The sequence below is a fragment of the Streptomyces sp. NPDC006872 genome (assembly GCF_040635845.1).
GTDB lineage: Bacteria > Actinomycetota > Actinomycetes > Streptomycetales > Streptomycetaceae > Streptomyces.
Window position 1 is genome coordinate 418,500 of the sequence record NZ_JBEYIL010000002.1, and the last position, 25,354, is coordinate 443,853.

At 71.6% G+C, this 25,354-nt stretch carries 21 protein-coding genes; 13 read left to right on the plus strand and 8 right to left on the minus strand.

Annotation, left to right across the window (positions count from 1 at the left end; translation table 11 throughout):
• The first annotated feature begins 27 nt into the window (after window positions 1-27).
• The 5 genes from ABZ725_RS06910 to ABZ725_RS06930 all read left to right on the plus strand — a co-directional run bounded on the left by ABZ725_RS06910 (window position 28) and on the right by ABZ725_RS06930 (window position 7,492).
• Window positions 28-273 carry a phosphopantetheine-binding protein gene (locus tag ABZ725_RS06910; RefSeq protein WP_351913575.1) on the plus strand — a complete coding sequence of 82 codons (246 nt, stop codon included), beginning with the start codon at window positions 28-30 and terminating at the stop codon, window positions 271-273.
• Window positions 270-4,487, plus strand: coding sequence for an amino acid adenylation domain-containing protein (locus ABZ725_RS06915; protein ID WP_358801687.1), 4,218 nt, complete (start codon window positions 270-272; stop codon window positions 4,485-4,487). The genes ABZ725_RS06910 and ABZ725_RS06915 overlap by 4 nt, the downstream gene beginning before the upstream one ends.
• A 91-nt stretch (window positions 4,488-4,578) precedes the next feature.
• Complete coding sequence (locus tag ABZ725_RS06920) at window positions 4,579-5,622, plus strand: ABC transporter substrate-binding protein (protein ID WP_358801688.1); 1,044 nt, start codon at window positions 4,579-4,581, stop codon at window positions 5,620-5,622.
• A gap of 56 nt (window positions 5,623-5,678) precedes the next feature.
• Window positions 5,679-6,653 (plus strand): iron ABC transporter permease, encoded by a 975-nt coding sequence (locus tag ABZ725_RS06925; protein ID WP_358802065.1) that lies wholly within the window; start codon window positions 5,679-5,681, stop codon window positions 6,651-6,653.
• Window positions 6,650-7,492, plus strand: a complete 843-nt coding sequence (locus ABZ725_RS06930; RefSeq protein ID WP_358801689.1) for an ABC transporter ATP-binding protein — start codon at window positions 6,650-6,652, stop codon at window positions 7,490-7,492. The genes ABZ725_RS06925 and ABZ725_RS06930 overlap by 4 nt, the downstream gene beginning before the upstream one ends.
• Here the strand turns inward: ABZ725_RS06930 and ABZ725_RS06935 are convergent.
• Complete coding sequence (locus tag ABZ725_RS06935; protein ID WP_358801690.1) at window positions 7,461-7,916, minus strand: hypothetical protein; 456 nt, start codon at window positions 7,914-7,916, stop codon at window positions 7,461-7,463. The two genes, ABZ725_RS06930 and ABZ725_RS06935, sit on opposite strands and share 32 nt — an antisense overlap.
• Before the next feature lie 176 nt (window positions 7,917-8,092).
• Between ABZ725_RS06935 and ABZ725_RS06940 the strand changes: the two genes are divergently transcribed.
• Window positions 8,093-8,815 carry a hypothetical protein gene (locus ABZ725_RS06940; RefSeq protein WP_358801691.1) on the plus strand — a complete coding sequence of 241 codons (723 nt, stop codon included), beginning with the start codon at window positions 8,093-8,095 and terminating at the stop codon, window positions 8,813-8,815.
• Window positions 8,816-8,844: 29 nt separating this feature from the next.
• Here ABZ725_RS06940 and ABZ725_RS06945 read toward each other — a convergent pair whose 3' ends face one another.
• Window positions 8,845-10,005 (minus strand): tyrosine/phenylalanine carboxypeptidase domain-containing protein, encoded by a 1,161-nt coding sequence (locus ABZ725_RS06945; RefSeq protein WP_358801692.1) that lies wholly within the window; start codon window positions 10,003-10,005, stop codon window positions 8,845-8,847.
• Between the two features lie 224 nt (window positions 10,006-10,229).
• Between ABZ725_RS06945 and ABZ725_RS06950 the strand changes: the two genes are divergently transcribed.
• The 3 genes from ABZ725_RS06950 (at window position 10,230) to ABZ725_RS06960 (ending at window position 13,686) form a co-directional block, all read left to right on the plus strand.
• Entirely contained in the window at window positions 10,230-11,078 is an 849-nt protein-coding gene (locus tag ABZ725_RS06950; protein WP_358801693.1) for a PP2C family protein-serine/threonine phosphatase, read from the plus strand.
• A gap of 69 nt (window positions 11,079-11,147) precedes the next feature.
• Window positions 11,148-12,128, plus strand: coding sequence for an MASE1 domain-containing protein (locus ABZ725_RS06955; protein WP_358801694.1), 981 nt, complete (start codon window positions 11,148-11,150; stop codon window positions 12,126-12,128).
• 103 nt (window positions 12,129-12,231) lie between these two features.
• Window positions 12,232-13,686 (plus strand): WGR domain-containing protein, encoded by a 1,455-nt coding sequence (locus tag ABZ725_RS06960; protein ID WP_358801695.1) that lies wholly within the window; start codon window positions 12,232-12,234, stop codon window positions 13,684-13,686.
• A gap of 29 nt (window positions 13,687-13,715) precedes the next feature.
• On the opposite strand, the gene ABZ725_RS06965 is transcribed toward ABZ725_RS06960, so the two are convergent.
• Both ABZ725_RS06965 and ABZ725_RS06970 read right to left on the minus strand, forming a co-directional pair.
• Window positions 13,716-14,504: an SAM-dependent methyltransferase gene (locus ABZ725_RS06965; protein ID WP_358801696.1), complete on the minus strand. Its 789-nt coding sequence runs from the start codon at window positions 14,502-14,504 to the stop codon at window positions 13,716-13,718.
• A 126-nt stretch (window positions 14,505-14,630) separates the two neighbouring features.
• Window positions 14,631-15,212 (minus strand): hypothetical protein, encoded by a 582-nt coding sequence (locus ABZ725_RS06970; RefSeq protein WP_358801697.1) that lies wholly within the window; start codon window positions 15,210-15,212, stop codon window positions 14,631-14,633.
• 95 nt (window positions 15,213-15,307) lie between these two features.
• On the opposite strand from ABZ725_RS06970, the gene ABZ725_RS06975 reads away from it, so the two are divergent.
• Window positions 15,308-15,781, plus strand: coding sequence for an AAA family ATPase (locus ABZ725_RS06975; RefSeq protein WP_358802066.1), 474 nt, complete (start codon window positions 15,308-15,310; stop codon window positions 15,779-15,781).
• 119 nt (window positions 15,782-15,900) lie between these two features.
• Here the strand turns inward: ABZ725_RS06975 and ABZ725_RS06980 are convergent, their stop codons facing one another.
• The 3 genes from ABZ725_RS06980 to ABZ725_RS06990 all read right to left on the minus strand — a co-directional run bounded on the left by ABZ725_RS06980 (window position 15,901) and on the right by ABZ725_RS06990 (window position 17,950).
• Window positions 15,901-16,707, minus strand: a complete 807-nt coding sequence (locus tag ABZ725_RS06980; protein ID WP_358801698.1) for an SAM-dependent methyltransferase — start codon at window positions 16,705-16,707, stop codon at window positions 15,901-15,903.
• Between the two features lie 104 nt (window positions 16,708-16,811).
• The gene (locus tag ABZ725_RS06985) at window positions 16,812-17,072 is read right to left on the minus strand and encodes a DUF397 domain-containing protein (RefSeq protein ID WP_351913548.1); all 261 of its coding nucleotides are present in this window, start codon (window positions 17,070-17,072) and stop codon (window positions 16,812-16,814) included.
• Window positions 17,069-17,950: a helix-turn-helix transcriptional regulator gene (locus tag ABZ725_RS06990; protein ID WP_358801699.1), complete on the minus strand. Its 882-nt coding sequence runs from the start codon at window positions 17,948-17,950 to the stop codon at window positions 17,069-17,071. The genes ABZ725_RS06985 and ABZ725_RS06990 overlap by 4 nt, the downstream gene beginning before the upstream one ends.
• Before the next feature lie 330 nt (window positions 17,951-18,280).
• Between ABZ725_RS06990 and ABZ725_RS06995 the strand changes: the two genes are divergently transcribed.
• Window positions 18,281-18,718: an ATP-binding protein gene (locus ABZ725_RS06995; protein ID WP_351913544.1), complete on the plus strand. Its 438-nt coding sequence runs from the start codon at window positions 18,281-18,283 to the stop codon at window positions 18,716-18,718.
• Between the two features lie 18 nt (window positions 18,719-18,736).
• Here ABZ725_RS06995 and ABZ725_RS07000 read toward each other — a convergent pair whose 3' ends face one another.
• A complete protein-coding gene (locus ABZ725_RS07000) occupies window positions 18,737-20,164 on the minus strand; it encodes a PP2C family protein-serine/threonine phosphatase (protein ID WP_358801700.1) in 1,428 nt (475 codons plus the stop codon).
• A 182-nt stretch (window positions 20,165-20,346) separates the two neighbouring features.
• Between ABZ725_RS07000 and ligA the strand changes: the two genes are divergently transcribed.
• Entirely contained in the window at window positions 20,347-22,491 is a 2,145-nt protein-coding gene (ligA, locus tag ABZ725_RS07005; protein ID WP_358801701.1) for an NAD-dependent DNA ligase LigA, read from the plus strand.
• A 349-nt stretch (window positions 22,492-22,840) separates the two neighbouring features.
• Complete coding sequence (locus ABZ725_RS07010) at window positions 22,841-25,291, plus strand: PQQ-binding-like beta-propeller repeat protein (RefSeq protein WP_358801702.1); 2,451 nt, start codon at window positions 22,841-22,843, stop codon at window positions 25,289-25,291.
• Window positions 25,292-25,354 lie beyond the last annotated feature (63 nt).

The following is a 25,354-nucleotide window of genomic DNA, read 5'->3' on the forward strand; positions in this document are numbered from 1 at the left end:
CCCCCCTCGGCCCTTGGAGAGAACGACATGCCTGCTCCCCTCACGCTGGACGGCTTCCGCGCGGACCTCGCGGAGTACCTGCACCAGCGGCCCGACGAAGTCGACCTCGACGAGAACCCCCTGTACGCGGGGCTGGACTCCCTGCGCATCGTCACGCTCCTCGAACGGTGGCGGGAGACCGGCGTGGACGTCACCTTCGTCGAACTCGCCGAGTGCACCTCGTTCGCCCAGTGGTGGCAGCTGCTCTCCGCGCGGCAGGGGCGGACCGCATGACGGTGCGCCGTCCGCTGCTGGCCGCCCAGGAAGGCATCTGGACCGGCCAGCGGCTCGACCCGGACAGCCCCGCCTACAACACGGCCGAGTACGCGCACATCCACGGCCCGGTGGACGCGGCCGTCCTCGACGCGGCACTGCACCACGTCGTCGCGGAGACGGAGGCCCTGAACGTCGTCTACGTCACCGACGACCAGGGCCGCCCCTGGGAGACCGCGGCCCAGGCCGGCGACTGGCGGCTGCACACGGCCGACCTCACCGCCGCACCCGACCCGCGCGCGGCGGCGCTGGCCTGGATGGACGAGGACATCGCCCGCCCGGTCGACCTCACGCGCGGCCCCCTGTTCGGCCACGCCCTGCTGCGGATCGCCCGGGAGCAGTACCTCTGGTACCACCGCGTCCACCACATCGCCCTCGACGGCTTCGGCCTGTCGCTGGTCGCCCGCCGGGTCGCCCAGGTCTACACCTCCCTGGTCGCGCGCGAACCGGTGCCGGACAGCGGCTTCGGCACTCTGGCCTCGGTGCGGGACGAGGAACACGCCTACCGCGAGTCGCCCCGCTTCGCCGCGGACCGCGCCTACTGGACGGACCGGTTCACCGACCGGCCGCGGGTGGCGACACCCGCCGGCCGCACGGCCCTGCCCGCGCGCGCCTTCCACCGACGGGTGGTCGACCTCGACCCGGCGCGGACGGCGGACCTGCGCGCCGTCGCCCACGACCTCGAAGTCACCTGGCCGGACGTCCTGTTGGCGGTCACCGCGGCCGGGCTGCACCACGCGAGCGGCGCCCCGGAGATCGTCCTCGGCCTGCCGGTCATGGGCCGGCTCGGCTCCGTCGCCCTCCGGGTGCCCTGCACGGTCCGCAACATCCTGCCCCTGCGCGTGAGCGTCGACGACCCGGACACCCTGCGCGAGCTCGCGGCCCGGGTCTCGCGAGAGCTGCGCGCCGGACTGCCGCACCAGCGCTACCGCTACGAACAGCTGCGGCGCGACCTCAAACTCGTCGGCGGACAGCGCCGGTTGTCCGGCCCGGGCGTCAACATTATGCCGTTCGCGTACGACCTCCGCTTCGCCGGACACCGCAGCACGGTCCACAACGTCTCCGCGGGGCCCGTCGACGACCTGTCCGTCAACGTCTACGACCGCTCCGAGGGCGCGGGCCTGCGCATCGCCGTGGACGCCAACCCCGACCTCTACGAAGAGACGGACCTCGCCGCGTTCCAGGCCGGGCTCCTCGCCCTGCTCGGGGCCGCCGTCGCCGCTCCCGACCGGGCGCTGGGCGAGCTGCGGGCGCGCGAGGCCGTCCCGGTCCTGGACGGCGGTCCGCTGCCCGGTCCCGTGCGTCCGGTGCTCGACCTGATCGCCGAACAGGCCGCCCGACGCGGCGATTCGGTCGCCGTCGAGCACGACGGACGCAGCGTGACGTACGCGGAGCTCCTCGGCTCAGTGCGGGACCTCGCCCGCCGGCTGGCGGCCCGCCGGATCGGGCGCGGCGACCTGGTGGCCGTGGCCCTGCCCCGTGGCATCGACGCGATCACCGCCGTCCTCGGCGTCCTGGCCTGCGGAGCCGCCTACTGCCCGCTCGACCCGACCGTGCCCCCGGCGCGCAGAGCCGAGCTGCTGGCGGACGCCCGCCCCGCACTCGTCCTGACGCCCGCCGCCCACACCGACCTGCGGGGGCCCGGCCCAGGCGACCCCACCGACCCCACCGCCCCCACGCCGGACGACCTCGCCTACGTCCTGCACACCTCCGGCTCCACCGGCCGCCCCAAGGGCGTCGAGATCGCCCACCACGCGCTGGCGCACTTCGTCGCCGGCGCCGCACACCGCTACGGGCCCCGACCCGGCGACCGGGTCCTGCAGTTCGCCCCGCTGCACTTCGACACGAGCGTCGAGGAGATCTTCCTGACCCTGTGCGCGGGCGCCACGCTCGTCGTGCGGACCGACGACATGACCGACTCGGTCCCCGACTTCCTGGCCGCCTGCGCCCGGGCGCGGATCAGCTACCTCGACCTGCCCACCGCCTACTGGCACGAACTGGCCCATGCCGTCTCGACCGGGACCGCAGCCCTCCCCGCCGAGGTGCAGACCGTCGTCATCGGCGGGGAGGCCGCCCTCCCCGAACGGGTCGACCGCTGGCGCAAGGCCGTCGGCCCGTCCGTCCGGCTGCTGAACACCTACGGCCCGACCGAGGCCACCGTCGTCGCCACCGTCGCCGACCTCCACGACCCCGCGCTCGCACCCGGAGACGTGCCCATCGGACGTCCGCTGCCCGGTACGCGCGCGGCGGTCGTGGACGGAGAACTCCACCTCCTGGGCGGCAACCTGGCCGTCGGCTACCGAGGGGAGGCGTCTGCGGAAGCCTCCCGCTTCGCCCCGCTCCACGCCCTCCCCGGAGCACCCCGCGCCTACCGCACCGGCGACCTCGTCCGTCTCGGCGACGACGGACAACTGCGCCACCTGGGCCGCTCCGACGCCGAGTTCAAGATCGGCGGACGTCGGGTGCACCCCGCCGAGGTGGAGAGCGCGCTCCTGGGCTGTCCGGGGGTCCGCGAGGCCGCCGTCGTCGGACAGGCGCTGGAGGACGGCACCCGGCGACTGATCGCGTACGTCGTCCGCGACGGGTCCGCAGGCCCGGCCCCGTCCGAGATCAGGGACCGCCTCCGCACGACGCTGCCCGCGGCGATGATCCCGGCCGCCGTCGAGTTCCCGGACAGCCTCCCCCGGACCGGCACCGGGAAGATCGACCGGAACGCGCTCATGACGCGGACTCCGCCGGCTCCTCCGACCGGGCAGCCCGGCACCCTGGAACACACCGTCGCCGCAGCCTGGCAACGGGTGCTCGGAGTGGCCGAAGTCGGCCCCCAGGACGATGTGTTCGACCTCGGGGCCCAGTCCCTCCAGGCCATCCAGGTCGCCAACCGGCTCGGCGTCGCACTGCGCCGCGACGTGAAGGTCGCCTGGCTCTTCCAGCACCCGACCGCGGCCGGACTCGCGCGCCTGCTGCGGGAGCGGCCGGAGGCAGCCGCTCCCGCGCTCCCGGAGACCCTGCTCGCCGACACCGTCCTCGACCCGGACATCCGCCCCGGCGGCGGCCCCCGGGCGGCCGACGGCCCACCGGAGCGGATCCTGCTCACCGGCGCGACCGGTTTCATCGGCGTCCACCTGCTGGCCCGGCTGCTGACGAGCACGGACGCGGAGATCGTCTGCACCGTCCGCGCGCCGAGCCCGGCCGAGGCCACGGCCCGCGTGCACCAGGCCCTGGACACCCACCGGATCGTCCTTCCGGACCCGGCACGGCGGCGGATCACGGCGGTTCCCGCGGACCTCGCCCGCCCCGGACTCGGCCTGGACGACCGGGAGTTCGCCGAGCTCGCCCGCACCTGTGACGCGATCCTGCACAACGCGGCGACCGTCAGCATCCTGCGCGAGTACACCACCCTGCGCGCCGCCAACACCGAGTCCACCCGGGCCCTGCTGCGCATGGCGGCCGTACGCCCGATCCCCCTGCACCTCGTGTCGACCCTCTCCGTCGCCCCGCCGCTCGCCCTGAGCCCCGAGGTGCCGGAGGCGTTCCTCCCGTCCCATCCCGGACTGCGCTCCGGCTACCAGCAGTCGAAGTGGGCGGCCGAGCGGCTCCTCGAACAGGCCGCCGAGCGGGGGATCCCGGTCACCGTGCACCGGCTCGGCAGGATCGTCGGCCCGTACGAGACCGGTTACGTCAACGAGCGGGACTTCCTGTGGAGCGTGCTGCGCGCGGGGGTGCCCGCCGGGATCGTCCCCGAACTGTTCGAGGAGGAGATCTGGACACCGGTCGACCACGCCGCCCGGGCCGTCGTCCACCTCGCGCTGGGGCCGCCCGGAGCGACCGTCTTCAACCACGCGACCGCGCCCCCGGTGCGGCTCGACGACGTCCACGACTGGCTGGAGGAGTACGGCTATCCGCTGCGCCGTCTGCCCCTGGCCCGGTGGAGAGCCGAACTCCCGGAGTCCTCCGGGGCGGCGGCGACCACGCTGGCCTTCTTCGACTCCTGGGGCGCCGACAGTGACCTCCGACTGGGGCGCGTCCGCGCCGACAACGTCGTGCACGGTCTGCGCGGCAGCGGCATCGCCTCCCCGCCCGTCGACCGGGACCTCGTCTTCCGCTACCTCGACCACTGCGTCAGCACCGGCGCGCTGCCCGCACCGAGCCATCTCCCGTCCTCCGCAACTTAGTTGGGCATCGCCGGGAACTCGCCCTCCCTTGCTTCCGACTACTGCAACAGAGCCCCCCGCCCGTCACGAGCCCCCGCACCAAGGAGCCAGCATGTCGAAGAAACGGCCCGTAGCCGTCGCCCTGGCCGGCGCCCTCTGTCTGGTCACCACGGCCTGCGCCGACTCCTCGACCGGCACCGACAGCGCCGCCGCCGGCGACGCGTCCGCGGCCGCCGCGCAGTCCGGCTACCCGGTGACCCTCGAGAACTGCGGAGCCTCCGAGAAGATCACCAAGGAGCCGAGCCGGGTCGTCCTCATGAACGGCGCCTCGGTCGCCGAGGTCTCCACCCTCCTTGCCCTCGGCGTCCAGGACAAGATCGTCGCCAACCAGCAGACCTACGGCATGTCCGAGGTCTCCGGGCGGGCCGCCGCCATCAAGGCCCTGCCCACCGGTGACGTGAAACTGAACGACGCCTACGACATCCCCCGCGAGGCGATGATCGGCCTGCGCCCGGACCTGGTGCTGTCCACCACGTCGTACGGCTTCGACGAGAAGAACGGCTTCGCCACCCGCGAGCAGCTGAAGCAGGTCGGCGCCCACACATATGTGTCGCCGCAGGGCTGTGACCAGGACACCACCAAGATGACCATCGCCGACAGCTACACGCTGCTGCGCGACATGGGGAAGGTCTTCAACGTCTCCGACCGGGCCGAGAAGCTGATCGCCGCCTCGGAGAAGCGCATCGCCGACATCGCCGCCAAGGTGAAGGGCGAGAAGCAGCCCAAGGTCATGGTGCTGTTCTCCAACATGGCCATGGGCGGCAACGACTTCAGCTCGGTCGTCGCCAAGGGCATCTACAACGACATCCTCGCCAAGGCCGGCGGCGCCAACGCCTTCGAGAACGCCTCCGAGACGTCCTTCGCCGACCTGAGCAAGGAGAAGGTGGCCGCGACCGACGTCGACGCGCTCGTCGTCATCGGCTACAACGACCCGAACCCGGCGGCCTACGCCAAGACGCTGTTGAAGGAGTTCCCCCAGTGGCCGGCCGCGAAGAACAACACGTACGTGGCGCTGTCGGACTCGATGTACCTCGGCCCGAGCAACGATCTGGCCGTGGCGAAGATCGCCGAGATGCTGCACCCCGACAAGGTCTGAACGGCCCTCGGCTGTCTCTCGCCGTCGGCATCCTGACGGTCGTGCTGGTCGCCGTCATGGTGGTGGCGGTCAGCATCGGCGCGGTGAACATCCCGGTCGGTGACGTGTGGGGGATCCTCCTGCACCATGTCACCGGCCGAGGCGCCACCGGCGACCCGGCGCTGGACCAGATCGTGTGGACGTTCCGGGCCCCGCGTGTCGTCCTGGCCGCCCTGGTCGGCGCGGGCCTGGCCGTGGTCGGGGCGGTGCTGCAGACCCTGGTCTCCAACCCGCTCGCCGACCCCGTCGTCCTCGGTTTCTCCTACGGCGCCTCACTCGGCGCGGTCCTGGTCATCACCCTCGGCGGCGTCGCGCTCGGCGGGCTCGCGGGTCTGGGCGTGTCCGGTGCGGCGTTCGTCGGCGCCCTCGCGGCCGGGGCGCTGGTCTTCGTCCTGGGGCAACGACAGGGCCGGCTCGCCCCCACCCGGGTGGTGCTGGCGGGGGTCGCGGTCGGTTATGTCCTGCTGTCGATGACGAGCTTCGTCCAACTGCTGGCGACGCCCACCGAACTGCGGACGGTGATGTTCTGGATGCTGGGCAGTGTGGCCGGCGCCCAGTGGAGCCAACTGCCCACCGTCACGGTCGTCGTGCTGGCGAGCACGGTGCTGCTGACCCTGTTCGGACGGCGGCTCAACGCCCTGCTGGCCGGCGACGAGTCCGCGACCGCGCTCGGCGTGGACGTGAACCGGCTGCGGGCCGTCCTGCTGGTCATCAGCGCGCTGCTCACCGGCACGGTCATCTCCGTCGCGGGCGGGGTGGGCTTCGTCGGCCTGATGATCCCCCACCTGGTCCGCCTCACCGTGGGCGCCGACCATCGCCGGCTGATTCCCCTGACGGCCCTCCTCGGCGCCGTCTACCTGGTCCTCGTGGACCTGCTCTCCCGCACCCTCACCCGCCCCAACGAACTCCCCCTGGGCATCCTCACCGCCCTGCTGGGCGCCCCCTTCTTCCTGTGGCTGCTACGCCGCAACAAGGGCCTGGACACCGTATGAAACTGACCGTGGACCAGCTCCACATCACCCTGGACCGCAAGCCGATCCTGCGCGAGGTCACCCTGGAGGCCGCCAAGGGCGACGTCGTCGGGCTCGTGGGCCCCAACGGCAGCGGCAAGTCCACACTGCTGCGCACGGTCTACCGCTCGCTGCGGCCGGCCGACGGGGTGGTCAGGGTGGGCGGCGACGACGTGTGGGAGCTCCCGGCCCGCACCGCCGCCCGCCGCACCGCGGCCGTCCTGCAGGACGCCGGCACCACCACCGGCCTGACCGTGACCGAGTTCGTCGCCCTCGGCCGCACCCCGCACCACGGACTGCTGGGCCGCGACGGCGCCGAGGACCGCGACGCCGTGGCCGAAGCCGTCGCCCGCTGCGGGGTCGGCCCCTTCGCCCACCGGGACTACGCCACCCTCTCCGGCGGCGAACGCCAACGCGTCCTGCTCGCACGGGCGTTGGCCCAACGGCCGCAGCTGCTGGTCCTGGACGAACTCACCAACCACCTCGACATCCGTGCCCGGTTCGAACTCCTGGACCTGATCCGCAGCACCGGCATCACCACCCTGGCGGTCCTGCACGACCTGGACCTGGCCGCCCGCCTCTGCGACTGCCTGGTCGTCCTGCACGAGGGCGAAGTGGTGGCGGCCGGCCCGGTGTTGGAGGTCCTGACGCCGGACCTCCTGCACGACGTGTTCGGCGTTCAGGGCGACACACAACGGCATGCCGACGGAGTCGTCCGCATCACCTACGCGGCCCAGCCGCTGGCCCTGGCCCCGGACCGGGAGGCGGCCGACCGTCCGGCGGCGCCGGTCACTGCGTCCATGTCCTCGCCCGAGGCATGAACCTGTGCCCGGCGGCATGGGCCGCGATACGGGCGTCGCGCGCCTCGGCCTCGGGTCCGTCCGGCAGATGGAAGTCCTCGCCCGCGGCCACGACCAGGTCCGCCCCCAGGCGCTCGCCGTCGGCCGGGACCTGGTGCAGATCAGCCCGGTGGAGCTGTAGGTAGGGCGCTCCGAACACGTCCTCGGCCTCGTGCCCCAACGCGTGGCGGCAGATCTCCGCTCCGTCGGACCAGCTGCGGAAGCTCACCTGGGCGGGGTGTGCGGCCCGGGCGGCGACCGCGTCGAGCAGGTCCAGCCGGTCCAGCCGGCGCAGCACGCGGGTGGCGTGCGGGGCGAGCTGGATCCCCGCACCGACCTCGCCGCTTCGTCGTCCCTTCAGGATTCCGCAGCGGCCGGTGACCGAACACCCCTCGGGTCGGCGCACGGGAACTCCAGGAGATGCGCGAATCTGCTCGACTCTGCCCTGTTCCGACAGAATCGCGTAACCCTTTCATTACCGACGTCGGACCGGGTTCCCCCCGGCCTGGTGTTGTGCCACACTTCAGCGCTCAGTCTCGCTCCATTCATGATCCGTCATCGTAGAAGGTGCTTCGCTGCCGCATGGATCTGCTGATCGGAATCGTTGAGAAGACCGCATCCGCTCTCGCCGCCTCGGGACTCTCACTGTTGGGTCTGAGGATGCTCAGGCCGCGAATCGATATCTCTCCCGAAATCTCCGCCTGGTGGTCCGAGGAGAAACAGGATTTTCGCTACAGCATCAAGATCTCCAACAAGACCCGGCGTGCGCTCGTGGAGCCTCGGTTCGAGTTGACGCTCCTCTATCCGAACGAGCGCGGCGCCACGAAGAGCAAGCTCATTCCCCGAGGCCGGCCGGACCCGATGTCGATCAGCGGGCGCAAGAAGGACAAGGCCAACGACAAGGAGCTCGGGACCTACACCATCGCCTACGGCGGACAGGAGGCGGATCTCCTCTTGCTCGCGGGTCAGCGTACGCGCGGCGACGCCAATCGGGCCCACTTCCGGTTCCGCTGCTTCGTGCGGGACGGCCTTTCCGGGATCGGCAGGCAGTTCGAGATGAAGTACGAAGTCCCTGTCGATTCGATCGTCTTCGGAACGTTCAAAAAGGGGCGGGTGTTCGACATCGACGAGCAGGTGCCGAATCAGGAGTGGACGGAGAAGGTCGCCGCGGCGCTCGCAAGCAGTGGGACGGCGTCTGCGGAGGGCGGTCGGGTGCCGCGCGTGCGGAACGGGGACGAGCCGCCCCTTCCGGTGGGCGAAGAGCGGGGCGCTCCTGCCGATGGGGATGAACCCGCTGGTCGCTGAGCCGGTACCTGACCCGGTCGCGGAGCTGGTCACCGAGCCATGGAGATGTCCCGCACGAGGTCGCGCGCCCGCTCGATGAAGCGCTCGTCGGGTCGTCGGATGTCGTCGCCGAGCTCGGAGACGACATCCGCGTCCCGGAGCAGGGAAAGGCGGTTCAGCGGCCATTTGCCGGCCATCAGGAGATCGTGTTCGTCGGGATTCCGATCCAGGTGTTCCCGCACCATGCGATAGCCGGCCAGGTATACATGGTCCTTGACGAAGCCGCCGGGTTCGGCGGTGTCGACGAGTCCGCGTTTCACGCGCGTCGCCACGTCGAAGGCCGCTTCGACCGGCACGAAAGGCAGCAGGGCGTGGACGACGTCCACGAAACTCCCGCGCAATGCCGTGTGCACGGCGACGACGCGCAGGGCGAATCTCGGGTCGAGCGATTTCCCGCCGGTCGCCCGCTGTTCGTTCCAGACGGCCAGACCTTCTTCCGTGGCGGTGGCCCCGGACAGTCGAACGCAGAGGACATCGGCCACTCGGTGCGCGTTCTCCCATCGAAAGACATGGGTGCCGATCTCGTGTGTGACGAGCCCGACGAGTTCGTTCTCCCCGAGACGCAGATCCGCGCGGATGTTCACCGACCGGTTCCCTGACCTGACGCTCATCCGGGCGGCCATCTCCGGATGGATCTGGGGCTTCCAATCGGTCAGACCCTCTGCGGCGAGTGTCTTTTCCACGGCTTTCAGCACATCCGCGGCGGAGAATCTCTGTTCCTCTCCGGGCGGAGTCCGCTCTTTTCTCTCCCGAAGAATTTCGAGGGCTTCGGCGAGCAGTTCTTCGTCGGGCACCCCGTTCTCATCGGACAATGCCTGAGTCATGCGTTCGGCCTCGTGGCTCACGCAGGCCTGGAATCTTGCGAGGTGCTTCGACGCCTCGTCCGCGATCAACCGGATCAACGGTTCGTCGTGCGCACCGTATTCGTCCACGATCTGCCGCAGGGGCTCGACGCGGGCCGCATCCGTCTCGGGGTAGGTGAATACCGGACTACGTGGAGATCCCTGCCGCATATCGCGGACGAATCTCTCCCTCTGGCTCTCGATGTCGTCCGGCAGTACCGCCTTGAGGAGCGAGGTCTGGTTCAGGGCGGCCTCGAACAGACGAGCTGGAACATCGGCGTCGCGCATGCTCTCGATCGATATGTTCACGCTCGGATGCCCCTTGGGGTTCGTATCGATGCCGTTGGTGACCGAAGGCCGTCGCGGTGGGCATCCTCCTCGCCCGCATCGGCCCGGCGCAATACCGGCCCGGACCTCTCCGGGCCCCGTTTCGGGCCGGGCCTCGAGGCCGCTATCATCCTGTAAAGGTAAAATATGAGGTTTGCCCGATGTGGCTGCCCTCCTGACGAGCCGCCGTCCCGCCGGAGTGATCAATGTCCCGCAAGCGTCCCACGGAGGACGGCGACGAGCTGCTGGCCAGACTCGGTTCGCTGACCGCCCAGGCGCGCGAGCGCGCGGAGCTGCAACGCTCCCGCGTCGAGCTGGCCCTCGCCCTCCAGCGCGGAATGCTGCCCAGGGACCTGCCCGTGGCCCCCGGCTTCCGGCTGGCCGTGAAGTACGCGCCCGCCTGCTACGGCCTCAACGTGGGCGGCGACTGGTACGACGCCTTCACCATGCCGGACGGGCGCATAGGCCTGTCCATAGGCGACGTCCAGGGCCACAACATAGAGGCGACCGCGTTCATGGGCCAGGTCCGGGTCGGCCTGCGTGCCCTAGCCTCCGTCACCGGCGAGCCCGGCGAGCTCCTCGCCCGGACCAACGACCTGCTCCTCTCCCTCGGCAGCGACCTCTTCGCCACCTGCACCTTCATGCGGCTCGACCCCGCCACCGGGGTCCTGGAGAGCGCCCGGGCCGGCCACATCCCGTGCGTGTGGGCCACGGCCGACGGCAAGTCCGGCGTCGCCGAGGACGAGTGCGGACCGCCCCTCGGGGTCCAGGAGGGCATGGACTACCCGGTCACCCGCTACCGGCTCACCAAGGGCGGAGTGTTCGTGCTGCTCACGGACGGGGTCGTCGAGGGCCCGACCCTGACCGTCGAGGAGGGCCTCGACCAGGTCGTACGGCTCGCGGGTATCGCCGCCGTCGCGGGCATGACGGCGGGCTCGCTCGCCGCCGCGGTGATCAAGGGCGCCGAGCGCGTGGGACACGAGGACGACGCGGCCGTACTCGTGGTGGGCCACGACGGACTCGTGGGCCCGGAGATACCCCGGGTTCAGCCATAGGGCCCCAAGGGGCCCGTCACGGCGCGTCTCGCCGCGCCGACAGTGCCGCGCCGGTGTCTGATGGCTGCTGTGGTGGGTACCCAGGATCTGCGCCGACCAGCCGTCCTCGCCGTCCTGACGCTGGCCGTCGCGCTCAGCTACTACGCGGCCGGGCGGCTGGGACTCATGCGGGAGCTCGTGGTCGAGGGCGCGATCTTCACCCCCATCTGGCCGCCCACCGGAGTGGCGGTGGCCTGCCTGCTGGTCTTCGGGCTCCGCACCTGGGCGGGCATCGCCCTCGGAGCCCTCCTCGTCATCATGTCCCTGACCTCGCTGCGGCCCTTGGTGTTGGGCAACCTCGTCGGCAACACCGCCGCCCCCGTCTGCGCGTACCTCATGCTCCGCAAGGTGGGCTTCCGCAACGACCTCGCCCGGCTGCGGGACGGCCTCGCCCTGGTCTTCCTGGGCGCGCTCACCGCCATGCTGCTCAGCTCGACCGTGGGCGTCGGCCTCCTGGTCCTCTCCGGCAGGCTCGACCCGCACAGCTTCTGGCCCGTCTGGCTGGCCTGGTGGGTCGGCGACGCGATGGGCGTGCTGATCGTGACGCCGGTCCTGCTGGTGCTGCACGCGATACAGCGCCCCCTGCGGCTGTCCCGCTGGAAAGAGGCCTCGGGCCTGGTCCTCGTCGCCGTCGCCCTCGTCCCGCTGGCCACGCACAGCCCCGTCAGCCTGCTGTTCCTCGTCTACCCCATGCTGATCTGGGCGGCGCTGCGGTTCCAGCTCGCCGGCAGCATGCTGTGCGCCCTCTTCACCTCGGTCATGGCCACGATCGCCGCGACGGACGAGGTCGGTCCGTTCGACCGCCTGTCCCGAATCGAAGTGATGATCAAGCTCCAGGCCTTCAACGGGACGATGGCACTGACCGCCCTGCTGCTCTCCGCGGTGATCACCGAGCAGCGCAACACCAGACGCTCCGTCGAACGCGCCTGCCAGGAACTGGTCGAGGTCCTCGAACACCTCACCGCCGGCGACGCCCCGCCCGGCCGGACGACGAAGGACTCCGAGAGCTGACCGCGGGGAGGCCGGCGAGGGCGATTGTCAGTGCCTGCGCCTACGGTTCGATCAGTGGGACCCGCCGGAACGGCCGCGGGTCCACCCTGGGGAGGGTTCTGCCATGTCTACCGCGTCCAGCACGGTGTCGACGACGTATCTGGAGTTGTCGCAGGACGGCGACGGTGCGCACAAGTTCTACGAAGTGACCGTCGACGGCGCGGTGGTGACGGTGCGGTACGGGCGGATCGGCGCCACCGGCCAAGTGCAGACGACGACGTTCCCGACCGCCGAGAAGGCGCGGGCCGCCGCCGCGAAGAAGGTCGGGGAGAAGGTCCGCAAGGGATACGCCCCGGCCGTCGTCGGGCAGCGCGCCCCGCGTTCGGTGACCCGCCGTCAGGTGGCCTCGGCGCCCTCCACCGCGCGCGCCGTGGCACCCGTGCTGTGGCGGTTCGCCACCGGCTCCTCGGCGTTCGGCATCCACGTGGACGACGACCACTGCTGGGTCGGCAACCAGTCGGGCGACGTCTACACCCTGGACCACGAAGGCGGCGTCCTCGCCCGCTTCAGCCTGCCGGACGGTGTGAAGTGCCTGGTCGCCGACGAGTTCTGGATCTACGCCGGCTGTGACGACGGCAAGGTCTACGACCTGTCCTCGAAGCTGCCGTTCGCCGCCTACGACATCTCGGCCGACGTCGACATCTTCTGGCTGGACATCCACGAGGGCATCCTGAACGTGTCCGACCGTGACGGCCGGCTCACCGTCATCGACCACGAGGACGAACACCAGTGGGCCCGGCGCAGCCAGGGCGAGCACGCCTGGATGGTCCGCGCCGACGACCGTGCCGTCTACCACGGTCACCACGCGGGCGTCACCGCCTACGCCCCCGACGGCGGCGGCGAACTCTGGCACACGCCCACCCGCGGCGGCGTCCTGTTCGGCTGGCAGGAGGACGACGCCGTGTACGCGGGAACCGCGCACCGGGTGGTCCAGCGGCTGTCGAAGGCGACCGGCACGGTCGAGGCCACGTACGGCTGCGACAGCGCGGTGTACTCGTGCGCCACCTCGCCGGGCGGGCGCTTCGTGTTCGCCGGTGACGCGTCGTCGTCCGTCTACTGCTTCGACCGGGACGGCACGCGTCTGTGGAAGCTCGGCACCGGCGGCGGCTCGGCCCTGTCGATGCAGTACCGCGACGACCGCCTGTACCTGGTGACCACGGACGGCTCGCTGGTGTGCGTGGACGCGAGCGAGACGGCCGTCGCCGCGGCGCAGCAGGGCACGGTGCCGGTGGCCCGGGACGTCAAGCTCGCCGCCGCCCTGCCGACCTACGCCTCGGCCACGGCCGCCGCAGCGCTGGCCACGCTGGACCGGGCGCCCTCCGGCGCGATCGTCGTCGAGTGCGTCCAGGAGGCCGGCCGGGTCCGGGTGCACGTCGTCTCCGAGGGCTACGACACGTCCTGGAACGTCCAGTTCCCGCGCGAGATACGCGAACCCGGGGCCCGCTACGTCGTCGACGCCCTGCACACAGCGGCCGGCGGCTTCTACCGGGTGCGGGGGGACATCCGCCGGCTGCTGTGAGCGGGGGCGTGGACGACGAGTCGGGGCGGCTACGGCTTGCGGGCCAGGCCGCCGTGTTCGCCGATGACCGCCGGGGCCGGGGAGCCGGCCTCCGGGCGCCAGAGGGGGACCGAGACGACCCCCGGGTCCAGGAGCTCCAGGCCCTTGAAGTACGCCGTGATCTCGTCCACGGAGCGCAGGTTGTAGGGGACGGCGCCGCTCTCGTTGTAGGCGTCCTGCGCCTGCTCGAAGACCGGGTCGATGCCCCGCGAACCGTCGTTGACGGAGAGGTAGCTGCCGGACGGCAGTTCCGCCATCAGGCGGGTGACGATGGCGAGCGCCTGGTCGTAGTCGGCGACGTGGCCCAGGATGTTGCTGAGGATCAGCGCGGTGGGGCGGCTGAAGTCCAGCGTCTCGGCGGCGGCCGCCAGGATGCGCTCCGGGTCCAGCACGTCGGCGTCGACATAGGCGGTCGCGCCCTCGGCGGTGGAGGTCAGCAGAGCGCGGGCGTGCGCCAGGACCAGCGGGTCGTTGTCGACGTAGACGATCCGCGACTCGGGGGCGAGGCGCTGGGCGACCTCATGGGTGTTGTCGGCGGTCGGCAGGCCCGTCCCGACGTCCAGGAACTGCCGTATGCCCGCCTCGGAGACCAGGTGGGTGATGTTGCGGCGCAGAAAGGCCCGGCTGCTGCGGGCGATGGTGACGATGCCGGGGAAGACGTCGGTGTACGCGTCGCCGGCCTGCTCGTCGACGGGGTAGTTGTCCTTCCCGCCCAGCCAGTAGTTCCAGATGCGGGCCGAGTGCGGCACCGACGTGTCGATGTTCTGATGGTCGGTCATGAGGTGCGTCCGTCTTTCAGCCGAGGCGTGAGCAGTTCGAGCCACAACTTACGTCCCAATGACCCATCCACGTACACCAGTTCGCGTTTTCGACCAGCTCGAACAGGGCTTTCACGTGTACACGGTTCAGTGGCCGCCGGAGGGACGGTCGCAGCCGGTGTGGTCGGGATAGCCGGCGAAGGCGTCCACCTTCGTGCCCCCGGAGTTCATCGTGCCTTCCAGGCACAGCGGACGGGCGTCGACCAGGAAGCTCACCCCGGTCGGGCCGTTCTGGTACGACTGCACCTTCCCGGCGGAGTAGCCGAGACCGGTCAGCACGCCACGGGTGCTCTCCGGGGCGAAGTCGCCGCGCTCGCGCAGCGGTTCCAGCGCGGCCTCGATGCGGTCGGCGGCCGCGAGCCCGTCACAGCGGCGCTCACCGTGCAAGGGGATCGGCACCATGAAGCCGTGGTTCTCGGCGTAGTGGTCGACGGGCGGTGTGGCGGAGGCGGAGGGGGAGCCGGGGGCGGGCACGCTCGACGTGGGCGTCGGTGCGGGGCTCTCGCCGGGGCACGGGAGGTCCACCGGCGCGCTCGGCGTCCGTGCTGCGGCCCGAGAGGAGCCGCCGTCACCGGCCGTGTCCGCCGCCCGCTCGGTTCCGCACCCCGCGGCCAGTACGGCCAGGATCGCCAACAGCGGTATTCCGAACCGGACTTCCGTGCGTCTCATTCTCGTCATCCGTCGATCCTCGCGTGCGTCGCGGCCCGCGTCATGAGTCGTCGTACTCATGACGCCCTCGCGGGTCCCGGTAGCGTGGCGGTGTGATGGTGGGCACCCGGGAGACCCGGCTGATCGTGCTGCGCGGGAACAGCGCCTCGGGCAAGTCGTCGGTGGCGGCCGGTCTGCGTGACCGGTTCGGTCGGGGCCTGGCCCTGGTCGCGCAGGACAACCTGCGGCGCGTCGTGCTGCGCGAGCACGACCGGCCCGGCGCGGCGAACATCGGGCTGATCGACGCCGTCGCCCGCTACTCCCTGGACGCCGGGTACCACGTCGTCCTCGAGGGCATCCTGTACGCCGACCGCTACGGCGCCATGCTCGCGCGGCTGCGCGCGGACCATCGCGGCCCGACCCACGGCTACTACCTGCACGTGCCGTTCGCCGAGACGCTCGTGCGCCACGCCACCAAGCCGTACGCCGACGAGGTCGGCGAGGCGGACCTGCGCGACTGGTACCGGGACCTCGATCTGCTGCCGGACGGCGCCGAGACCGTCATCGGCGCCGACAGCACCCTCCCGTAGACCGTCGACCGCATCATGCTCGACACGGGCCTGGACGGCCTGCCCGACCGGGAGCACCAGGGCCCGGGCGGCGGAGCATGACGTCGGCTTCTGCGCCGGTCCGCCGGTCTGCCGGGCTGCTACGGCTTGATGCCCACGCCCGTCCAGAGGCTGACCTCGGCGTCCGTGGCCTGCGGGGCGCTGTCCGGACGCCAGCGGTGGCCGACCGCGACGCCCGGGTCGAGCAGGTCCAGCCCGTCGAAGAACCGGGCGACGTCGTTCTGCGAGCGGAACTGCACCGGCGTTCCGGCGGCCGTGTAGATGTCGGTGACCTTCTGCCAGGTGGCCGGGTCGAAGTCGGGTGTGCAGTGGCTGAGAGCCAGCGCGCTGCCCGAGGGAAGCACGGCCAGCAGCCGGCTCACGATGCCGTACGGGTCCTGGGCGTCGGTGACGAAGTGCATGAGGGCGTTCAGCGACAGCGCCACCGGCTTGTCCAGGTCCAGCACCTCGGCCAGCGCGGGCGCGTCGAGCAGCGCGCCGGGGTCGTTGACGTCCGCCTCGACGTAGGTCGTGCGCCCCAGGGCCGTGCTGCGCATCAGCCGCTCGGCGTACTTCAGGACGAGGGGGTCGTTGTCGGCGTAGACGACCCGCGCCTCGGGCACCACGGACTGGGCGACCTGGTGCAGGTTCGGCTCGGTCGGGATGCCGGTGCCGACGTCCAGCCACTGGCGTATGCCGTGCTCCTGCGCGAGGACCCGGGTGGCGCGGTGCATGAAGGCGCGGTTCTCCCGGGCGCAGACGAAGATGCCCGGGTAGGCCGCGGCGACGGTCTCGGCCGCCTGCTTGTCGACCTCGAAGTGGTCCTTGCCGCCGAGGTAGTAGTCGTACATCCGGGCGGAGTGCGGCCTGCTGGTGTCGATGTCCCGCGAGGCGTTCGAGGTGGTCATGTGCGGTGCCCTTCGGTGGTGTGCATGGGGGGTGTGTGCTCAGGCCTCGGCCGGCCGCCAGGTGGCCGGCCGGCCGGCGAGGTGGTCGGCCGGCCGAGAGGTGGTCAGCCGGCCACGAGGTGGTCGGCGAGGCCCCGTTTGACTCCCGCGACGAACGCGGCCATCTCCTCGGGGGTGTAGATCAGCGCGGGACCGGCGGGGTCGGTCGACTGCCGCATCGCGACACGGCCGTCGGAGAGTTGCTTCGTCTGCACGCACTGCCCCCCGTTGGGGCCGCTCCACGGGGACTCCCAGCCCTGCTCGCCGAGGTCGGCGGCGGGCATCCCGTTGTAGACGTCGTGGACATGGCTGTCGATGCCGGTCATGAGTACTCCTTGCGCATACGGTTCAGGAGTGCCCTGCTGACCGTGTCCGAGGTCAGCAGGGACATGCGGTTGTGCGCCTCCAGATGTGCCGCGACGTCGGAGCGCTGGTCCAGGTACACGGCGCCGGAGAGGATCTCGGTGTAGACGATGTCGGGCAGTTCGGGTTCCTCGAACCGGAAGTAGGTGAACGGGGCGCACGCGCCGACGTGGGCGCCGGCCGTGAACGGCACGACGTCGACGCTTACGTGCTCCAGTTCCGAGACCTCCAGCAGCCGGTCGATCTGCTCCCGCATCACCTCGGGAGCCGCCACCACCCGGTGCAGCACGGCCTCCTCCATCACCACCCACAGCGTGGGGGCGTCGGCTCTCTCCAGCAGGCTCTGGCGCTGCAGCCGAAGGTCCACGCGTCGCCGCAGGTCGTCGTCGTGGTCGTTGGGGAAGCCCCCGCTCAGGACCCCGCGTGCGTAGCGGGGCGTCTGCAGCAGCCCCGTGACGTAGTGGGGCTCGTAGGTGCGCAGGGTCTTGGCGCCGGTCTCCAGACTCACGTAGCCGCTGAACCAGCTCGGCAGCACATCCCGGTACGGATGCCACCAGCCGGGCTCGTTGGCCCGCTCGGCGAGGGCGACGAACTCCTCGATCTCCTGCGGGTCGGCCCCGTAGGTCTCGAGCAGGATCTCCACGTAGAGCGGCTTGAGGCCGACCTCCGCCTTCTCCAGCCGGCGGATGGTCAGGGGCTTGACCCGCAGGGCCCTGGCCGCGTCCTCCAGCGACGCGCCCGCGTTCTGACGACGCTCCTGCAGTCGCCGGCCGAGGATCATGCGCAGAACGGTGGGCGTACCGGTGCCGCCGCTGCCCGTGCCCGAACGGCCTTCGCTCACGCTCCGCCTCCTGAAGGTCACTCACCCTGAAGGTCTGCCGCCGACACCAGTCTGACCGTGACCGGATGACGTGAACAGACGGATATCGGCTTGTTGAAATTATCAGGCAGTCGGTTGCAGCCTGAACTTAGGTGCGAGCATAGTTAGTTGTGTGAACCGCGCCGCCGAACACGAGCGTTCCCGCATCAAGCTCCCCCACCCCCGACGGAGTTGGGCCGCTCGGGCGTTCACGGCGCAGGGCCCGCCCGGAACACCCCCTCCTCCCAGGCCTCCTGCTCACCTTCCCCGGCCTCCGGCCGCTGCTCCCGCCCCCCACGGAAGGCGACCATCGTGACCCCCCACACGATCTCCCCTCAGCCCTTGGACACCTGGAGTCCGGACCGCACACACTGGCTCGAACTCCCCGCCCACCGCTCCAGCGTCTCGGTGGCCCGCCACTCCATGGGCGCGCGGCTGAGCGCGTGGCGCCTGCCCGGCGAGCTGTGCGCGGACACCGTCCTGCTCCTCTCCGAGCTGGCCACCAATGCCATACGGCACACGCTCGGCACCAGGTTCCTGTGCGGGGTCGGGCTGGTCACGGACGGGTGCCTGCGCCTCGAGGTGCACGACCAGGACCGCACGGGCCGCGGCCTGCCCCGCTGCGAGCCCGGTCCGGACGACGAGGGCGGCCGCGGACTGCTCCTCGTGGAGCAGCTCGCCGAGGCCTGGGGCGTCGACCGGTCGAGACTCACGGGCGGCAACGCGGTATGGGCGACCCTGACGTCCTGAGCGAGCCAGGGGGCTGAACTAGGAGCCGACGGGCGTGAGTTCGGCCAGCAGCAGGGTGCGGTCGTCGGCTCCGGCCGCGCCGGAGGGCGCGTGCAGGAGCCGATGGCAGAGGGACGGCAGTGACGGCAGCATGTCCGAGCCGTCGCCGCCGACGGGCTCGACGGCGGCTGCCGCGTCCACCGTGCGCGCGAGGCGGCTGATCTCCTGGTCGATGTCGGCGTCCCGGGACTCGACCAGACCGTCGCTGTAGAGCACCAGCAGGGCCGGATCCGGCACGCTCAGCACGGTTTCCTCGTAGTTGCCCGCACCGAGCCCGAGGGGCAGACCCGCGCCGGTCAGCGTGACGGGGGCCGTCAGGCCGTCGGGGCCGCGCAGCAACGGGGGAGGGTGGCCCGCTCCGACCAGTGTGCAGGTGCGCTGCCGGGCGTCCCACTCGGCGTAGATACAGGTCGCGAAGGAGACGCCGGGGGAGTCCCCGGCGAGGGTGTCGAGCCGGCCTATGAGATCGGCCGCCGGGATGTCGAGCGCCGCCAACGTACGGACCGCGGTGCGCAGTTGGATCATCGCGACGGCCGACTCCGGACCGTGCCCCATGGCGTCCCCGACGATCAGACTCACCCGGTCACCGGGCCGCCGCAGCACATCGGACCAGTCGCCGCCGACGAGGTTGCCCTGCCCCGCGGGCAGACAGCCGTGGGCGGTGCGGCAGCCCTCGAACTCCTGGGCTGTGCCGGGCGGCAGACTGTTGCGGATGGCGAGCGCGGTGCGCCGCTCACGCTCGTACCGGCGCGCGTTGTCCAGGGCTACGGCGGCCCGCGCGGCCAGCGCCTCCACGGCGGCCACGTCCGCGGGGGTGAACGACGGCCGGTCCGGTCCTCGTGTGCAGGTCACGAAGCCGATCGCCACGTCCCGCAGCCGCAGCGGGACGACCAGGAAGGACGCCACCCGCAGCAGGTCGACGGCGCGCGCCGCACCGTCCCCGGAGGCGATGAGCCGCTCGGACGTGTGCGGGTCCACGGCGCTGTGCACCTGCGCGTGCCCGGCGGTGAGCGCACGGGCGTAGGGCGTGTCGCGGGGGAAGGCGATCACCTCGCCGACCGGCAGCATCCTCTCCCAGTCCTCCAGCGCGCCCGGTCCGACGCGCAGCGCGGTCCGGCGCGCCTCGATCCGGGGCGGGTCCACGCCGACGTGCGCGTTCTCCTCGACACGCCAGCGCTCCAGCAGGAACACGGAGGCCGCGTCGCAGAAGCCGGGGGTCAGCGCGTGCACGACGTGGCTGCCGGTCATACGCAGGTCGAGTTCCGAGCCGATCACGTCGGCCGCGGGGGAGAAAGCCGACCGGCGGGGCGAGGACAGAGCGGCGGACGCGTCGTCGGTGCGGCTGTGCGGTTCGTTCCGCAGGGTCGTGCCTTTCCAGTGGGATTCCGGCCGCGCGGCGTGGGACAAGGGATCACCGCGTGCCGTTCGCAACTATATGATGGCGCGTCAAGTCAGCGGGCGAGGCGGGAAGTTGCGGCGTACGACCCGCGACCTCGGCGGATCTGCGGTTGCCGGGAGGCCCACGGGCGGGGAGCGGGCGCGGCGGCACTCCCAGGGCGTTGTCAGTGGTGGGAGGCAGGATGTCGACCATGACAACACCCGGTGCAGTGATTGTGGATGCCGTCGCCTACGCGCAGGCGGTCGAGGATGCGGTGAAGGCGTCGGCCGCCTATTACGCGGCCGGCACCTCGGGGCTGGACGACGACGCCTACGACCGGCTGGTGCGCGCCATCGCGGTGTGGGAGGCCGAACACCCGGAGCAGGTGCTGGCCGACTCGCCGACCGGCAAGGTGGCCGGCGGCGCCGTCGAGGGCGATGTCCCGCACACGGCGCCGATGCTGAGCCTGGACAACGTGTTCTCGCCGGAGGAGTTCACGGCCTGGACCGCTTCGCTGACCCGACGCATCGGCCGGGAGGTGGAGCGCTACAGCGTGGAGCCGAAGCTGGACGGCCTGGCGATCGCGGCCCGCTACACCCATGGCCGACTGACGCGGCTGATCACCCGGGGCGACGGGACGGCCGGGGAGGACGTCTCGCACGCGATCGGTACCGTCGTGGGCCTGCCGGACGAGCTGGCGGAGCCGGTCACGGTGGAGGTGCGCGGCGAAGTCCTCATGACGACCGAGCAGTTCGAGCACGCCAACGAGGTACGCACCGCGCACGGCGGCGCGCCGTTCGCCAACCCGCGCAACGCCGCCGCGGGCACCCTGCGCGCCAGGGAACGCGCCTACACCGTGCCGATGACCTTCTTCGGCTACGGACTGCTGCCCCTCGCCGACACCGACCCGGCGTCGCCCGAGACGCTGGAGAGTTGCGCCCACAGCGAGCTCATGGCGCGGGCCGCCGCGTACGGGGTGAACACCACGGCCACCACCGCCGTGCCCGGCGTCACCGCCGACACCGTCGACGAGGTCCTGGCCAGGGTGGCGGAGATCGCCGCACTGCGCGCCTCGCTGCCGTTCGGGATCGACGGGATCGTCGTCAAGGCCGATCTGGCGGCGGACCAGCAAGCCGCGGGATCGGGTTCGCGAGCACCGCGCTGGGCGACCGCCTACAAGCTGCGGGCCGTGGAGAAGATCACCCGGCTGCTGGCGGTGGAGTGGAACGTGGGCCGCACCGGCATCATCGCCCCCCGCGCGGTCCTGGAGCCGGTGGAGATCGACGGCTCCACCATCACCTACGCCACTCTCCACAACCCGGCCGACATCACCCGCCGCGATCTGCGCCTGGGCGACCACGTCATGGTCCACCGGGCGGGCGACGTCATCCCCCGCGTCGAAGCCCCCGTCGCCCATCTGCGCACCGGCGACGAACAGCCCATCGTCTTCCCCGAGGCATGTCCGCGGTGCGGCTCGGGCATCGACACCGGCGAACAGCGCTGGCGCTGCGAGAACGGCCGCAACTGCCACCTCGTCGCCTCCCTCTCCTACGCCGCGGGCCGCGACCAGCTCGACATCGAAGGCCTCGGCCACACCCGCGTCGTCCAACTCGTCGAAGCGGGCCTGGTCGCGGACCTGGCCGACCTGTTCGCCCTCACCCGTGAGCAGCTCCTGGGGCTGGAGCGGATGGGGGAGACCAGCACCGACAACCTGCTCGCCGCGATCGGCGCGGCCAAGGCGCAGCCGCTGTCGAGGGTGCTGTGCGCGCTCGGCGTCCGCGGCACCGGCCGCTCCATGTCCCGCCGTATCGCCCGGTACTTCGCCACCATGGACCATCTGCGGGCCGCCGACGCCGAGGCGATCCAGCAGGTCGACGGCATCGGCACGGAGAAGGCCCCGTCCATCGTCGCCGAACTCGTCGAACTCGCCCCGCTCATCGACAGACTGGTCGCGGCCGGGGTGAACATGACCGAGCCAGGCGCCACCCCGCCCGCCCCGAGGACGGCCGAGGCCGCCGAAGGCGAAGGCGACGGCGACGACGACGGCTCGGAGGGGGCGAACCAGGCGGACGGAGCGGACGGAGTGGGCGGCGCGCTGGCCGGGATGACCGTGGTCGTCACCGGCGCGATGACCGGGGTGCTGGAGAAACTGAGCCGCAACCAGATGAACGAGCTCATCGAACGCGCCGGCGGCCGCTCCTCCTCCAGCGTCTCGAAGAAGACGACCCTGGTCGTGGCCGGAGAGAACGCCGGATCCAAGCGGGCCAAGGCAGAGACGCTCGGCATCCGCCTCGCGACCCCGGACGAGTTCGCCGAGCTCGTCGCCGACCACCTGGAGGCCGCCCCGCGACCTTGACCGAGGGTCTTCGGGCCGGACGGCGCCAAGATCGCAGGCGGGCGGGGTGACGTTCGGCACATCGGACGTCTTGGGACGTGTGAGTGGTTTCATCCTGCACTTGTTGCTCATCGCGCACTGTTCCCGCAGGGCGAGCACGTGTCACCCGATCTCTGACGACGCCTCAAATGGGGTTCCAGGGGCGGAAGAAGAGGTGAACACCTACCTTCGGGTAATCGATGACAGCCGTCGGGAAGTGGTCTCGTCAGCCACTTCTGCCCCTAGTCTGTTTCCAGACCCCCACCGGGCCTTCCCCCGCAGCGTGCACGGGACTCCCACCCGTCACCACGAAGAACAGGCGGCTGAGGGCATGAAGCCACTGCGCCCAGAAGATCCCGAGCAGCTAGGCCCCTACCGTCTTCTCGCCCGGCTCGGCGCGGGCGGTATGGGCCGGGTCTATCTGGCGAGGTCGTCGGCCGGCCGTACCGTCGCCGTCAAGGTCATCCGTCCCGAGATGGCGGAGGACAAGAACTTCCGCATCCGCTTCCGGCGCGAGGTGGCGGCCGCGGCGGCGGTCGGCGGCGTCTACACGGCCCCCGTGGTGGATGCCGCGCCGGACGACGAGACGCCATGGCTCGCCACCGTCTACGTCCCCGGCCCCACCCTCGCCGAGGCGGTCGCCGCCCACGGCCCGCTGCCGGTGGAGACGGTCCTCGCGCTGGGCGCGGGCATCTCCGAGGCGCTGATCGCGGTGCACGCCGAAGGGCTGGTGCACCGCGACCTCAAGCCGTCCAACGTGCTGCTCGCCGAGGACGGCCCGCGCGTCATCGACTTCGGCATCGTCCGCGCCCGGGACGGCTATGAACTCACCGGCACCGGAGGCCTGTTCGGCTCCCTGGAATACATGTGTCCGGAGCAGGCCACCGGTGACCCGATGGGGCCGGAGGGGGACGTCTTCTGCCTCGGCTCGGTGCTCGCGTTCGCCGCGTCCGGACACTCGCCGTTCAGCGGAGCCGCGGTGGCCGCTCTGCTCTACCAGGTGGTCCACGGCTCGGCCGACCTGACCCGGGTACCCGAGCCGCTGGACAAGATCATCAGCCTCTGTCACGCCAAGGACCCGGCCCTTCGCATCAGCCCCGACCGACTTTCGGCGGCCTGCGCTCCCGGAGGCGCCGAACAGGTGCTGACGCATGGGTGGCTGCCCGCGCGCGTGGCCGCCATGGTCGCCGATCACCGCGCGGCCGCGATGGACCTCGACCACCTCGCGCGGACCCCGGTCCCCGCCCCGGTCCGGGCGAACGCCTCTGCGCCGCCCCGCGCCTCGGCGCCCGCACCGGCCGCCGCCCCGGCTCCCACGCCGGCCTCCGCCGAGGTACCCGCCCCCGAGCCGGTCGCGTCGGGCCGGTACGGCTCGGGTCGGTACGGCTCGGGTCGGGCGACGGCGGGGCGCTCGGCGTACGGCACGGCCGACGACGGCGGGGCCGGAGAGGGCTGCGCCCGCGGAACGGGTGGCGTCGGCACCTATGCCGTCGGAGCCGCCGGCATGGCGCAGCCGACTGCCGGGGAGGGCTCAGGGCCGGCGGAAGCGGAGTCCTTCTCGCGCCCGGAGGAGGCACTGCCGGAACGTTCCGCCACGCCCGTGAACCACCGCGCCCCCGCCCGCTCCGCCGTCACCCGGCGTGTGATCCTCGCCGCCGCGGCCGCCACCGCCCTCGTCGGCGGAGCGGCCCTCGTGACCCGAGGAAGGACCGGCGGACAGACGGTGCGCCCGCTCGGCCCGGCCCCCGAGCCGACCTGGGTCTACCGCGGCGGCCCGCTGCTGCAGGCCCCGGCCGTCTTCAGCAACGGCACGGCCCTGCTGAAGACCCGCCCCGGGAACATGATCTGCCTCGACGTGAAGAACGGCGCTCAGCCCAAATGGGTCTACCAGGGCATCAGCCTCTCGCCCACCCCCGTTGTGCTGACCAACGGCGCCGCGGTCGCGCTCGGCACCGGCGCGACCCTGATCGGGGTCGACGTGGCCAGCGGCGCCGAGCGGTTCACCCTCGACTTCGGCCAGGACTACCAGTTCGATCAGCTGCTCGGCAGCTATGACGGCTCCATCGCCGTGGTCCTCGGGGCCAGTCTGGAGCGTCAGTCGGCGGAGCAGGGCGTCGCGACCTCCACCGCCGCGGTCTTCGGCGTCAATCTCACGGCCCGCCAGGCCCTCGTCATACCGATCGACCCGGAGGACGTCGGCGTTGCGCTGAAGCCCGTCATCAGCTCCCAGTACTTCGTCTACGCCGACGGACTGCGCAATGTCTCGGTCCGCGACAGCCGGGACGGCGGCAGCCTGCGCTGGCGGCACCAGGTGGGCTACGACCTGCGGCCGGGCCTTGCGGTGCTGGGCCAGACCGTCTTCGCCATCGGCTCCGAGCTCCTCGCCCTGGAGCTGACCACCGGGAAGCCCCGCTGGTCGACGAAGGCCGAACGTGGCATGTACGCCTCCCTCGGGGCGGCCGGCAACACGGTCTACGCCACCGGCACCGACCCCTACGGCGTCCACGCCTTCAACGCGGCCGACGGCTCCCGGCGCTGGTTCTGCGAGACTCCCCGCCTCAATGTCGAGAACCCGATCGCGGTGGGGGCGCGCACCCTCTACGTCCCGGCCTTCGAGAACAAGAACGGCTTCTACGCGATCGACGCCGCCTCCGGCCGCCTGCTGTGGAACTTCACCGACGGCCGCGAGACCGGCGTCAACGACTGGCAGCTCTCCTGCGACGGGGCCGGACACCTCGTGGCCCAGCATTTCGACCGGGCCTACGGACTGACCGTCACCTGAGGACGGGCGGCGGGCGAGGGGAGACGCGGGACGGGCGAGGGGAGACGCGGGACGGCGACGGAG